We start from the raw sequence: 12,461 nt of genomic DNA on the forward strand, positions 1-12,461 counted from the left end.
TGTCCCGCACAAATCTCGTTGAATGCGTTCTGGCTGAACTTGTCCTGCTGAGCGGCATGGTTTGCGCGCACTTCTATGGATGCCGTGTAGCCGCCGTCACTCAATCGCGAAACGCCGTAGATTTCTCTGAGCTGCTCAGGAGAAGTCTCTGAGCAACCGCTCAGGACACACAGAAAAGAAATGGTTAGTAAGAAAGGACTTTTCATTACAGCTGAATCAACCTGAACTGACGAGAACTCGAGAACTTGAAAACGCGGCTACTGCGCAGCCTGATCCAGTGGCGTTGCTTCCCACTCGCGGGCGAAGCTTTGAGCGGCCTCCAGATCGCCGCGGCTCAGTTGTGCATTCAGGGTATCTCTGAGAGTTCGAGCCTCCTCCATCCCTCGTGCAGCCGCCAGGTTAGCGTACCCATGCGCCTTGATGAGATCCGGGTTCACGCCGTTTCCTGACTGATAAGCTTTGGCCAATTCGAAGAGCCCTAACGGGTTGCCAGCTTCCCCGGTGCGAGAGAAGTTGTCGAAGGCCGTCTCATAACTCTGCGTTACACCCGTGCCATCACGGTAGGCTTGGCCTAGATAGTTGATTGCAGCTACGTGGTTCTGCTCTGCAGCTTCCTGCCAGAATGCCACCGCCATGGCCGCATCCTGTTCCACACCTTGTCCATCTGCGAACAGCAACCCGCAGTTGAATGCGCTGTTGGCATCTCCTGACTCAGCCGCTGCACAAATCAACTCCGCAGCGCGCTGATAATCCTGCAAGACCAATTCGCCATTCAGATACATCAAACCGAGCCGGTTCTGCGCCAACGCACTGCCCTGTTCAGCTGCCGCGCTATAGAGTTCGACAGCGCGGCGCATGTCGCGCTCAGTTCCCAAGCCCATCTCAAACAAGCGCCCGATGAAGAACGCACCATCTGCGTCACCGTCGTCAAAACCAGCCTGAAACTCCTCGACTGCGCCCGAAACATTACCAGCTTCAAGGGCGGCAATGCCCGCAGGAACGTCAGCAAGTGCAGCACACGCAATAGATGCGGAAACTACTCCGCCAAAAGCGTTCCTCAAAATACGCATTCCGTAACCTTTTGTTTGCCTTATTATCTTCTGGCTAACAAAGGCCACAACACACGTTAAGGGGGAAAATGAAATCGAACTTCACTAAAAAGTTACACGTCTTCGGTCTGTGACCGCAATGTGGCGCGACGCTACAAGAGGAGCCCTGAGCGGTCGTTTTGTCGCCACATTTTTACACACGAAAACAAAATGTCTGAGCTTTTAACGATTCCGAACTTACCCGGAACACAGTTGATCCGGCTTTAGGGTTCTAAAACGACGAATCAGTTTGTCTGAAAACTGTATCGGCGGGATGGTGCGGCTACCTTCAGACAGATACACGACGGAAGTTTTCGTCCAAGCTTTTTAGCAAGACATGAGCGTCGCGGAACAATTGCGACGCCTATCGCAGCGAGAATGGCTCAGGCGCAGGAGAGTGTCTTCGAGGTAGGATACACCAATTCAAGAATCCATCCCGTCAGATTTCAATTATCTCCTCACATCTCGTCCAATTAAGCCTTTAAGTCGAAGTCAGCATTGACACTGCCAAGCTCGTCAGCCCGCTGCAAAACGGTTTCAAATCTGTCCAATACCTGAAACGCGGTCCGGTGTTGCAGCAACCTTCGGTCAAGGATCAATTCCAGCTCGTTTTGTTCGAACGTTGAGTAGAAAAAGAGCTCACAACTTACCTCTGGCACAACTGAGAAATTTTCTTCAGTCGCAGTTCAAGAAGGATGCATTTTTGTTGTCAGGTAGTTCCGCTTGATGCTCTGAGTCATTACAATAGCGCTTGAGGCAACAGGCAGGTTAACGTGATGCGCAAAGCAATCTTCTTACCCTTGGCAGCATTTTTCCTTGGCGTCATTGTACAGGCTGAAACTGCAGCGGCAGCTTCTCTTGGACAATACGAGGTTTTTGGCGTTGAAGACGGTGACATGCTGAAACTGCGGGCGGGACCCGGAATCGGTTTCAATGTGATCGTGGGTCTTCCAAATGGAACAGCTTTACGAGTCCACAGTTGCGAACAGACCGGCGGCACGCGTTGGTGCCGTGTGTCCTTGCAACGCGCGCGTGGGCTAAAGGGATATGTCTCCTGGGCATATTTGCGCAAAATCTGATTCAACTGCGGTTCGCGCTGTCGTTTTGTCGACCCCTTTAAATACCGATCGGAAACTTCCTTTCGGTTCTATTGAGCGCTTCATAAAGACAGTTCATCAGAGACATGGGCACGAAAAGCCCTAGCCGGACCTTCACTGCCACCTGGAATTGCGCTTTTGCAGCATGCCTCAAAAAGACGAATGCACTGGTCGAGAAGGGTAAGGAAGAAGAACGGGGACAACCTTAGTTGAAGAATGAGGCTCCATTTGTTTAAAGTTCGGAGGCATCAAGGTTGAGGATATGAACCAGTGAAGTCACTCCTGAGAGACATTCATGCCAGGATCGTCGATCAGTTTTTTAAGCCGTCCAATGCACAAATGTTATCATCCGCTGCGGACCAAGGCGTGGATCTCTCAGAGCCCATACCCTTCACATTTTATGTATCTTTCCGCAATTCTGATGACGCTGACAGCGTTGCCGCTATGCTCGAAAGCAAAGGCTTTAAAATCACCCGAGAAACCGAGGAAGAAGATCCGTACCCGTATGAGGTGGAAGCCGAAACAAAAATTCTTGGCAATGAAAATGAAGTCGCTCAACAAGAAGATTTTTTTCGAACACTCGTGAGCAAATTCCCTGCCCGCTATGATGATTACAGTATCACCTACTCTGACGAAGAGGCCGTTTTCTACTGATCAACTTCGATATGGGCTCAGAATTTCTAACCGGGAAATTAAGTTAGCATCCGGGGCGATTGCGGACTCGATAGCATTCGAGCACCTGCCATATCTGGTGACGACACGTCGCTGATCTTTCAGTCTCCCTAAACGAGCAGAAAATCCAATACTCTGGGCAATGCTTGGATCATCCAATTGAAAGCAATGACAATAGAGAGCGAGGTCATTCCGCTGCACCTAACTGTTGGCGGATGGTGCGCGCGCCGTTAGTTAGTCGTTATAGTTCAGTGACACTCGGCAACCCTCAAAAGCAAACATTTAACAGGCACCGGTGTCCGCGAGGAGTGACAGCAATCGATCACCCTACATCAACGAGACTGGGTTCCGATGTTTGTTTTCTCTCCAAGAATCAACCGCTCCATCGCATTTTGATCGACGATCAGACACTGGAACATTCTGTTTGACCATTCTAGGGCACCTGAGGTCAGCAGGAAAGTTTCAGGTACCACGATCCACTCGGCGATCCACATGCCGCCCGAACGCTCATGTTCGTGTAGGGTCAACTCTCCAATCTGGTCCGCACGTTGACGTCCCAATCGGGCAACGGCTTCACCGAACTCCGAAGCTCGCTGATTTTTCTTGTGCCCCATGGCCGAAGACACGCCTTTACCGTTAACCGGGCGCTCGTAGATCTCACCAATATCCGACGAGGACAGCAGATTCACGTTATGGGCAATCTTGCACAAACTGCTACAGAGCAACCCAAGCGTAGTCACAACTTCCGCCACTCCGTCGCGGGCGTTCTGCCAATGCGGATCAATCATGTTGAGCCCTAATGCCTTGGCGACATTGCTTTTGATGATTTGACCGTCATCGTTCTCATAGGCCTGTAAATCTCCCACCGGCCCGCCAACCTGAACGTTCAGCCCCCGCGCGGCAGCATCAGACAAAGCGGCACGGCGACGTTCCAGCTCTGAAAGCCAGACGCCCAACTTGGTTTCCAACCGAATGGGCAAAGCATGCTGCCCATTGGTCCGCCCCATCATCTTCGCTCCACTGTGGTCTTGGATATGCCGATCCAGCTCTGCAATGAGTTGCGTGATCGCCGCGTTGATTTGATCAATCCCATGCCTCATCTGCATGGACATGGCCGTATCCATAATGTCCTGTGTCGTAGCCCGGAAATGGACAAACTCGGCAAAGTCTCCCATCAGCGTTCTAAGTTGCCGCACCAATCCAACTATGGGCCGACCGACAAGCATCATGTCATCGTGCAATTGGCTTTGGTTCAGGTCGGAAACTGAGATCGCGTTTAGCGCACTTGCAGCCTCGGCCGGGATCAGCCCAGCCTTCGCCTGACAGCTCGCAAGCGTCTGCTCAACCTTCAGCCAAGCCGAGAGCGTGGCGTGTTCGGACCAGATTGATCGCATATCTGAAGTCGAAAGGCAGTCGCGATAGAGGCCGAAATCAAGCATCGCCCAGCCCCCCTTCGGCCAAACTGCGCTCTTTCACGATGCCCCGGATACGGAAGGCTATCGCGCCAACACCAAGGATCAGGAAGGCCAATGCGATAGGGCGCTCGACAAAGATCATGGCGCCCCCATCAGACATCAGCAGCGCCTGGCGAAACGTCTCTTCTGCACCCTTCGCCAGCACGAATGAGATCACAAAGGCCGCAATGTTGAAGTCAAACTTGCGCATCAGCCAGCCAGCGAAACCAGCGCAGGTCATCACGGTGACGTCGAACATCGACCCGCGCGCGGAATAGGCAGCGACGAAAGCTGTCATGAAGATCAATGGATAGAGCACATTGGTCGGAATTTTGAGGATCAGACGTGCAACCTGCGTGGCACCAAAATAGCCGATCAGGCCATATGCGAAGATCCCCAACATCCCGCAGGCAAAGAGTTTGTAGACCAGTTCCTTGTCCGTCAGAAACAGAGTCGGTCCAACCTGAATGCCGTGGATCAGGAACACACCCAGAAGGATCGCACCAATGGTCGAGCCCGGAATACCCAGCGTCAGCAATGGTGCCATGGATGGCCCGGAAACTGCGTTGTTGGCAGCTTCAGGCGCAGCAACGCCTTCCAGCGCGCCCCTACCCCATTGTTCCGGATTCTTGGCCCGGCGCTTGCCCTCACCGTACGAGATGAATGCCGCGATGGCAGAGCCCAACCCTGGCAGCACGCCGATGCCCGCACCGATGAATCCACCACGCAGAGCGTGAGGCAGACAGGGCTTGTATTCTTCCCACGTCAGCTCATTGCCACTTGCTGAGCTTTCGTTTTCCTGGGTCTCACCTGTCGCCTTGCGGCGCTCTTCGAGCTGGGCAAAAACCTCACCTAACACAAACACACCGATCATCAGGGGGACAAGACCGATACCATTCGACAGATCGAACGAGCCAAAGGTATAGCGTTCTTCGCTTGAAATCGGGTCGAGGCCGACCATGGCTACCAAAATGCCCAGCAGAGCCGAGGCCAGTCCATTGACAATCGACTTACCAATGACCGACCCGATGACCACAAAGGCGGCAAAGTAAATGGCAAAGGTCTCTGGTGGCCCCAGCTTCAGCGCGATGGCTGCGATAAATCCTACACCGACGACCAGCAGAACATCCCCCATGAAATCGCCAATGACGGACGAAATCGTGGCAACCTTCATCGCTTTGCCAGCCTTGCCAGCGCGTGCCAGCGGGTAGCCGTCGATCTGCGTAGCAGCGCTCGCGGCGGTTCCCGGCGTATTAAACAGGATGGCAGCTATCGAGCCGCCATATCGACCCGACTTACCGATCACATAGAGAAAGGCCAACGCAAACAGCGGCGACATATAGAAAGTGATCGGCAAAAGCATTGCAATCGCGGCCGAGGCGGTCAGGCCCGGGGTGGCCCCGACGATCATGCCAACTACGGCTGCAAGAACAATGGCAAAGAGCAGCATCGGATCAGTGATGACCGAAAGGAGGGCTGGGAAGATTTCCATAAGAATTACCCCTGTATCCAGCTGAGCAGGTCGAACACTTCGCCGTAGGGCGGAAAGACACCAAGCAGCACGAAGAAAATGATGTGGAAAATGAGCGGGCACAGAACGGCGGACGACGCCAATCCGATCCAGCTGCGCACGCCGAACATATAAAACACAACGGGTGCCACAATCGCGGTGGGCAGAAGGTAGCCGAACCACCGGAACGATTGCTGATAGATCAGCGCGATTACGAACAACGCGATAACTTGAAACGCAGCACCTTTGTCTGTGCTGACGGGCGCGATCCCTGCAGTTTGGCGCGATGCGCCCAAGATCAGCAGGATCGACAGAAACAGCAGAGCAACTGATGCTGCGAATGGGACAATCCCAGCCCATGTATCACCAGGTGAGGCGGCCGGAACCTGCCAGGCCCCCCAGACAGCAACAAGTGATAGGGTCGCAAGCACCAAACCTTCGACATAGGCGCGCATGGCATCCTCCCAGTATTCTGCGAAAAGCATTGGATCGGGTGGCATATCCACCCGATCCGTTTTTGGGTCAGTTGGTAAGGCTCTCAACAAGCGGTTGGGAGTCCGCTTTCATTGAGGTGAGCGTAGCCTTGGCATCTGCACCCTTCTGAAATACCGGGCCGGTTCCGCGAGAGGCCAGGAGTTCAGCAAATTCCGGTTTGGCTGCGATTTGCTCCAACGCCATTTCCATAGCTGCCACCACTTCCGCAGGTGTGTCTTTGGGGGCGAAGACGATGACCGGCGAAGAAACAGCGGCAAACGGAATACCCAGTTCACCGAAAGACGGCACCTCGGCCATGATACCGTCACGCTCCTGACTGTTGACGGCCAGCGCGCGCAGTTGATCTTCGAAACCGGCAAGTTGCTGGACGCCCAGAAAGCCAAAATCCGCCTGCTCACCGATCAAAGCGGCGCGGGTTGGTCCGCCGCCCTTGAAAGGCACATCCTGAACTTCGATTCCGTTATTGGCCAGAAAGCCCAACCCACCGACATGATGGAAGCCACCGCGACCCGAATGTGCCCAACGCAGTGAGCCCGGTTCCGCCCTGGCTGCGTCGATCACATCCTGAACTGATTGGAACGGGCTGTTCTTGGGCACCATAAGCGAGGTCTGCAACTGGCCGACTTGTGCGACGAACTCAAAGCTCTCCAGCGCGTCAATGTCGGTGTCACGCGTCATCGTCGACAGCAGGAACGAACCGCCCGAGGTCATCATCATGGTGTAGCCATCTGGGCGTGCGCCCACGACCGAGTTTGCTCCGTTCAACCCGCCAGACCCGGGCTTATTCACAACCACTACAGGCACATCCAGAATACCTTCTGCTGCAGCCGAGATGGCCCGGGCATATGCATCGGTACCGCCACCGGCTTTGTAAGGCACAATCAGATTGATCGGTCGTTTGGGCCAATCAGCGGCAAAGCTGGCCGTGGCTGTTGCGGCAATCGCAATCGCTGCAAACGCGGTGGTCAGAATACTACTTCTTTTCATCGGGTCCTCCCTAGCTCGGTCACCCGCAGTCTATACCCAAACCACAATTGCAAAAATTGCAAAGATGTTATCTACTCTTGCAAAATATGGAATTATTGAGATGAACATCAAAGGGCTCCGCGCATTCACAGCAACATTGTCCGAGGGCTCTCTCGTCGCGGCGTCGGAGAGATTACACCTGAGCCAGCCGGCCGTGAGTCGACTGATCTCTGGTCTGGAAGCTGAGTTGAAGCTCAAGCTCTTTGATCGCAGTGGCCGTGCCTTAACACCAACGCCAGAGGGGCTGGCCTTTTATCGCGAGGCGGGCCGTATCCTCGACAATCTGGATGAAGTTCCGCGCATAGCCGCAGAAATTCGAGCCGGGCGCACCGAGACACTACGCGTTGTAACGATGCCCAGGATTGCGCACTCGCTTTCGGTTCCAGCCGTTGCAAAATTCCTGAAAACCAACCCTGAAACCAATGTCAGCCTGGATGTTCGCGCCAGACGGGAGGCCGGGAAATGGCTCGCAGGGCGAGAATATGACATCGGAATCGGCGCGTTGCCCGTTGATCATCCGGGCATAGCGACCAAACCCCTTCTTCGCGTTCGTGCTCAGGTAGTTTTGCCCAACGAGCACCCGCTTGCTGACCGGAACGAACTGAATGCGCGCGATATTGCACAGGAACCGATCATACGTCTGATGCACGGTCTGCTGCTGCGGGACCAACTAGACGACATCTTCCGCTCAGCAGGCGTAACCCCAAGGCAGACCTGCGAGGTTGCCGCATCCCAACTTGCCTGTTCTCTGGTTGCAGAGGGTGTGGGCCTCACGATCGCCGACGAACTCGTTGCGGCTCAAACTGGTCTCGAGCGGATTGCTCTTGTTCCCATTGTGCCCGAGCGCTGGATGACCTTTGGCTTATTGTTCCCAATATCCCGACGAAAAACACCAAATGAATTTGAAACGGCGTTATCGGAGGTTGCTCGCGAACTCGTCGATCAGAGTCCTACCCTCGAACTAGCCTGAAGTGAGGTGAAGTTGGTCTCGTGTTTATTTGTAAATGGTGACAAGCAGGCAAAATCAATCAGCGACACCGAATTCATTTTTTTCGCTTCAGCGTGGTAAGTTGCATCGTTGAGCAGGCGCCTCAGTTAGCCGCAGCAAATGGTAGCTTCCCAAGATGATGACCGGATATATCACCCCTCAGCAGGTGAGACGGCCCGCTGATAAAGATGCCATGTGGTGTGGCCCAGGATTGGCAATGTGAAGATGAGGCCCAGAAACGCGGGAATCATCGACAACAGCATGGTAACCGAGATGATTGCTGCCCAACCGAGCATGACAACCGGGTTTTCAGTCACGACACGGATCGACGTTAACATGGCGGAAACAAAATTGGTTTCCCGGTCGAGCAGCATGGGCATCGCGACGACGGTCACCGAGAACAACACAGCCGACAAAAACGCGCCAACGCATGTGCCAACTGCAAGGAATGTCCAACCCTGCGGCGTGAAGAGGACTGCATTCAAAAACCCGTCAAAATCCGAAAACGAAGCCTTCTGCAGGATAATCGCCAGCCATAGCCGTACTTGGTAAACCCACACCCAGAAAATGAATAGGGTGACAAAGGCCATCCAGCCCATTTCGCGCTTGCGCTGATCGGCCATGACGGTGAGGATTTCAGACCAGCTGAAACTCTCCCCCTTCTGCATTCGTCGTGACATCTCATAAAGCCCGGCAGCAGCAAACGGCGCAACCAGCGGAAAACCAATTACAGCGGGGATGATCATCCAGATCTTACCGAGCCAGATCAGGCTCCAGACGAAAAGGATCCCAAAAACCGCATAGAACAAGCCGAAGAAACCGCTCATTAAAGGGCGCGCCAGAAAGTCCGAAAATCCTGCTTTCAAAGATGCTGTGATATCACCCGCCGTCACCGTATTTATCTTGGGCATGCCCTGCTGCTGAGGCGCTGGGTTGTCTGGTGGTGTAGAACCTGCGGTCTTGGACGTCATGACACACTCCTCCCAAAGCACGGTACTGCGTTGGTCCGTTTGGCAACAGGCCAACTATGATACAGACATCCCTCTTCCACCTACAAATTTTGCATAACGAGAAGCATAAGGGCAACGAGGGCATTGGCAGCTTTGTTGCGCTTACCTGTCTTGCACTAAATCAGGCCGAAGGTCGATTTTCACACTCTGGCAACACGTCGCTCAAAGAAAGGTGAAGACTGGTTCAATGGAGGCAATGTATCCAAATCACAATATTTATGCATTGCGGTACAGATCAGAAATAAGGCTTTAACGCCAACGCACTTAACCAAAGACCCACCCCGAAAACCGCGTGTGTAATAACACTACGCAACCGCAGTTTCCAAGCTTCAGGTGCCTTTGAAACAGCTACCCCCCAGCCAAAGAGCGGTTGAAAAATCAGCCAAGGCACCAAGACCGTTCCCAGGCCAAAGCTCAGACCTTGCCAGGCTTTAGGAGCATCGAGCGCTGTCGGCCCAAACAGAAAAACGAAACTGATCCCGAAGAGTAAACCCAGAAAAAAATGAGCGCCCCACCCCAGCACCGCTTCTGCATATACGGGTGCGGTGGTGCGAATGTCGGCGTGTAAGAAGCCGGTGCGAGGAACCGATCCTATCCAACGTCCAACCAAACAGTAGAACCCATTTGTTGCAGGCCATCCCTGGCGCAACAGCCCAACAAGATCAGTGAAAACTGTCGCGCAAAAACCGACAACCGCGCCCCAAATCAATAACTCTGCGACATTCATGATCTTTCCTTTTCATGTCGAATCCTTACATTTTTTGTGCAACTTGAAGCTGGGTTTAAGTCAACATGTTTCGCCTTGATATCGCCGAAGTCGCCCAGCGCAGCGGCTTCCCCGCATCCACTTTGCGCTACTACGAAAAGCGAGGCCTTATCGCCTCAGATGGCAGGCAAGGGTTACGTCGGCAATATGATGATAGTGTACTCACGAGGCTCGCATTGATCTCATTGGGTCAGCGTGCTGGTTATACCTTGGATGAAATCGCGGCGTTGTTTCGGCCCCAGGGAGGTAAGCTGGATCTAAGTCGTCACGAATTGCGAAACCAGGCGGGCAACTTGCGCAATCAGGCGCAAAAATTGCAGGTAACTGCAGACCTTCTGGATCATATCGCCGCCTGCACGGCACCTTCCCACCTGGAATGCCCCAGATTCCAAGCGTTGCTTAAGAACGTTCTCAATTCTGGTGGGTATTGAGGGGCCAAGTCCAACTACCAGATCTCGGCCTGCATACTTGCCTTTCAGCAGGGGGCCACGAACGTCCGCATCGTTAAGTTGGCGACTTTCTGCAAACGCAACTGATGCCCATTGAACGTCAGTCTGCGCATCATTTCCGTGCCCTATTGTGGAGTCACGCTGTCAGATCGTTCAGACAGAGTGTTGGTGCGTCTGACGCAATAGACCGCATCCCTGGACGGAAACAAAGCAAGATATCTGTGCAATAAGAAAAGCGCCGCCATAAGCACCGTACGCGAACAGCGATCATGTTCGGCAGGTCCAATGGTTGGCGGCGCGTTGCCACGCAGTGCAACAGATATCCCAAGGTCTGTCTATCGACGGTCGCCTTCAGAGCAAACACCATGTTCTGCTATGTAGCAAAACGAGTCCTGACACCGGCTCTTGCTCTTCACGTCAGATGCTCAGGCAACAATATTTGAGTTCGAGATAGTCTTCGATCCCGTACTTTGATCCTTCGCGCCCCAGTCCGCTTTCCTTTATGCCGCCAAACGGTGCCACTTCAGTAGAGATCAGACCTGTGTTTACTCCGACCATGCCATACTCAAGCTCTTCCATGAATTGCCAGACCTGCGACAGGTTTTGAGTGTAGACATATGATGCCAGCCCAAATTCGGTATCATTCGCAGCAGCGATGGCATCGCCAATCTCCGAGAACCTGAATACGGGCGCTAGTGGACCAAAGGTTTCTTCCCGCGCAACCGCCATGTCCTGTGTTGCGCCCGTGATGACAGTCGGCTGAAAGAAGGTCCCGCCCAGTTCATGCTTTGAACCACCAGTAGAGATTTCTCCGCCTTTATCCACCGCATCAGCAATGTGCTCACGGACTTTGGAAACAGCTGCGGGTGTGATCAGCGGACCAATTGCCGAGCCGTCTGCAAACCCGTCCCCAACGGGCAGCGCAGCAACCGCCTGTGTCAGCTTCTCGACAAAGGCATCATGGATGCCATCCTGCACATAGAACCGATTGGTGCAGACACAGGTTTGCCCGGCGTTGCGGAATTTTGAGATCATCGCACCTTCGACGGCCTTATCCAGATCAGCGTCGTCGCACACGATGAATGGCGCGTTACCGCCCAGTTCCAGTGATAGCTTTTTGACCTGATCAGCACCCTGCTGCATCAGGATTTTTCCGACACGGGTCGAACCGGTAAAGCTGATCTTGCGCATCACGGGGTTGTCGCTGAACGCTTTGCCGATACCGATGCTGTCGGTTGACGTCACAACTGAGAATACTCCGGGTGGGATGCCAGCCTCTTCTCCCAACTTCGCCATTGCCAGCGCGGACAAAGGCGTTTCTGCTGCAGGCTTGACCACCATGGCGCAACCAGCGGCCAGCGCGGGGGCCACTTTGCGCGCGATCATCGCGTTGGGGAAATTCCAAGGGGTGATTGCACCCACGACGCCAACGGGCTGTTTCATAACCACAATGCGCTTGTCGCGTTGATGGCCTGGGATCGTATCGCCGTAGACACGTTTAGCTTCTTCGCCGAACCATTCGACAAAGCTGGCACCATACATAATTTCGCCCTTGGCCTCGGCCAGTGGCTTGCCCATCTCAACCGTCAGGATCGCACCCAGATCATCCACGTTTGCGACCATCAGCTCGAACCACTTGCGCAAGATTGCGGCACGTTCCTTGCCCGTCAGTGCGGCCCAGTCCTTTTGGGCAGATTGCGCGGCGTCGATGGCCGCATTTGCGTCAGCAACCGAGCCATCCGTGACCCGCGCAATAACCTCTCCGGTCGAAGGGTTCGTGACATCGAACCGGGTATCGCGCGCCACCCATTCTCCGTTCAGATAGGCCGCTTCAATCAAAAGATCGGCACGCTTTAAAGTCAGCATTGGTGTCTCCTGTGTGATTGCAAACGGGCGAGGATTTCCC

12 protein-coding genes are annotated in these 12,461 nt (G+C 54.0%); 4 read left to right on the top strand and 8 right to left on the bottom strand.

Translation table 11 applies throughout. The annotated features are described in order from the left end of the window. Positions 1–257 precede the first annotated feature (257 nt). Positions 258–1,070, bottom strand: a complete 813-nt coding sequence (locus ACR0IO_RS13585) for a tetratricopeptide repeat protein (RefSeq protein WP_480742175.1) — start codon at positions 1,068–1,070, stop codon at positions 258–260. 794 nt (positions 1,071–1,864) lie between these two features. Here ACR0IO_RS13585 and ACR0IO_RS13590 point away from each other — a divergent pair. Together ACR0IO_RS13590 and ACR0IO_RS13595 are read left to right on the top strand one after the other, a co-directional pair. Continuing rightward, positions 1,865–2,167 (top strand): SH3 domain-containing protein, encoded by a 303-nt coding sequence (locus tag ACR0IO_RS13590; protein WP_480742177.1) that lies wholly within the window; start codon positions 1,865–1,867, stop codon positions 2,165–2,167. A gap of 288 nt (positions 2,168–2,455) precedes the next feature. Beyond that, positions 2,456–2,839 (top strand): ribonuclease E inhibitor RraB, encoded by a 384-nt coding sequence (locus ACR0IO_RS13595; protein ID WP_480742179.1) that lies wholly within the window; start codon positions 2,456–2,458, stop codon positions 2,837–2,839. Between the two features lie 350 nt (positions 2,840–3,189). On the opposite strand, the gene ACR0IO_RS13600 is transcribed toward ACR0IO_RS13595, so the two are convergent. From ACR0IO_RS13600 to ACR0IO_RS13615, 4 genes are read right to left on the bottom strand one after another with little or no spacing between them, the layout of a single operon-like run. Continuing rightward, positions 3,190–4,296, bottom strand: coding sequence for a lyase family protein (locus tag ACR0IO_RS13600; protein ID WP_480742180.1), 1,107 nt, complete (start codon positions 4,294–4,296; stop codon positions 3,190–3,192). After that, a complete protein-coding gene (locus tag ACR0IO_RS13605) occupies positions 4,289–5,803 on the bottom strand; it encodes a tripartite tricarboxylate transporter permease (RefSeq protein ID WP_480742182.1) in 1,515 nt (504 codons plus the stop codon). The genes ACR0IO_RS13600 and ACR0IO_RS13605 overlap by 8 nt, the downstream gene beginning before the upstream one ends. A 5-nt stretch (positions 5,804–5,808) precedes the next feature. Continuing rightward, positions 5,809–6,321, bottom strand: a complete 513-nt coding sequence (locus ACR0IO_RS13610) for a tripartite tricarboxylate transporter TctB family protein (protein WP_480742184.1) — start codon at positions 6,319–6,321, stop codon at positions 5,809–5,811. Positions 6,322–6,343: 22 nt separating this feature from the next. Further along, a complete protein-coding gene (locus ACR0IO_RS13615) occupies positions 6,344–7,303 on the bottom strand; it encodes a tripartite tricarboxylate transporter substrate binding protein (protein WP_480742185.1) in 960 nt (319 codons plus the stop codon). Between the two features lie 100 nt (positions 7,304–7,403). On the opposite strand from ACR0IO_RS13615, the gene ACR0IO_RS13620 reads away from it, so the two are divergent. Beyond that, positions 7,404–8,312 (top strand): LysR family transcriptional regulator, encoded by a 909-nt coding sequence (locus tag ACR0IO_RS13620; RefSeq protein WP_480742361.1) that lies wholly within the window; start codon positions 7,404–7,406, stop codon positions 8,310–8,312. 170 nt (positions 8,313–8,482) lie between these two features. Here the strand turns inward: ACR0IO_RS13620 and ACR0IO_RS13625 are convergent, their stop codons facing one another. Next, positions 8,483–9,301 carry a DUF2189 domain-containing protein gene (locus tag ACR0IO_RS13625; protein WP_480742187.1) on the bottom strand — a complete coding sequence of 273 codons (819 nt, stop codon included), beginning with the start codon at positions 9,299–9,301 and terminating at the stop codon, positions 8,483–8,485. A 274-nt stretch (positions 9,302–9,575) separates the two neighbouring features. After that, positions 9,576–10,067, bottom strand: coding sequence for a DUF2938 family protein (locus tag ACR0IO_RS13630; RefSeq protein ID WP_480742189.1), 492 nt, complete (start codon positions 10,065–10,067; stop codon positions 9,576–9,578). A gap of 65 nt (positions 10,068–10,132) precedes the next feature. Between ACR0IO_RS13630 and ACR0IO_RS13635 the strand changes: the two genes are divergently transcribed. Then, positions 10,133–10,537, top strand: a complete 405-nt coding sequence (locus ACR0IO_RS13635; RefSeq protein WP_480742190.1) for a helix-turn-helix domain-containing protein — start codon at positions 10,133–10,135, stop codon at positions 10,535–10,537. A gap of 435 nt (positions 10,538–10,972) precedes the next feature. Here the strand turns inward: ACR0IO_RS13635 and ACR0IO_RS13640 are convergent, their stop codons facing one another. Further along, complete coding sequence (locus ACR0IO_RS13640; protein ID WP_480742192.1) at positions 10,973–12,421, bottom strand: NAD-dependent succinate-semialdehyde dehydrogenase; 1,449 nt, start codon at positions 12,419–12,421, stop codon at positions 10,973–10,975. Positions 12,422–12,461 lie beyond the last annotated feature (40 nt).

This window comes from Ruegeria sp. CE12, from assembly GCF_056537525.1.

Excerpts from the sequence above, each read along its gene's own strand:
- ACR0IO_RS13585 (WP_480742175.1), bottom strand. The coding sequence starts at position 1,070 with ATGCGTATTTTGAGGAACGCTTTTGGCGGAGTAGTTTCCGCATCTATT.
- ACR0IO_RS13590 (WP_480742177.1), top strand. The coding sequence starts at position 1,865 with ATGCGCAAAGCAATCTTCTTACCCTTGGCAGCATTTTTCCTTGGCGTC.
- ACR0IO_RS13600 (WP_480742180.1), bottom strand. The coding sequence starts at position 4,296 with ATGCTTGATTTCGGCCTCTATCGCGACTGCCTTTCGACTTCAGATATG.
- ACR0IO_RS13605 (WP_480742182.1), bottom strand. The coding sequence starts at position 5,803 with ATGGAAATCTTCCCAGCCCTCCTTTCGGTCATCACTGATCCGATGCTG.
- ACR0IO_RS13610 (WP_480742184.1), bottom strand. The coding sequence starts at position 6,321 with ATGCCACCCGATCCAATGCTTTTCGCAGAATACTGGGAGGATGCCATG.
- ACR0IO_RS13615 (WP_480742185.1), bottom strand. The coding sequence starts at position 7,303 with ATGAAAAGAAGTAGTATTCTGACCACCGCGTTTGCAGCGATTGCGATT.
- ACR0IO_RS13620 (WP_480742361.1), top strand. The coding sequence starts at position 7,404 with ATGAACATCAAAGGGCTCCGCGCATTCACAGCAACATTGTCCGAGGGC.
- ACR0IO_RS13625 (WP_480742187.1), bottom strand. The coding sequence starts at position 9,301 with ATGACGTCCAAGACCGCAGGTTCTACACCACCAGACAACCCAGCGCCT.
- ACR0IO_RS13630 (WP_480742189.1), bottom strand. The coding sequence starts at position 10,067 with ATGAATGTCGCAGAGTTATTGATTTGGGGCGCGGTTGTCGGTTTTTGC.
- ACR0IO_RS13635 (WP_480742190.1), top strand. The coding sequence starts at position 10,133 with ATGTTTCGCCTTGATATCGCCGAAGTCGCCCAGCGCAGCGGCTTCCCC.
- ACR0IO_RS13640 (WP_480742192.1), bottom strand. The coding sequence starts at position 12,421 with ATGCTGACTTTAAAGCGTGCCGATCTTTTGATTGAAGCGGCCTATCTG.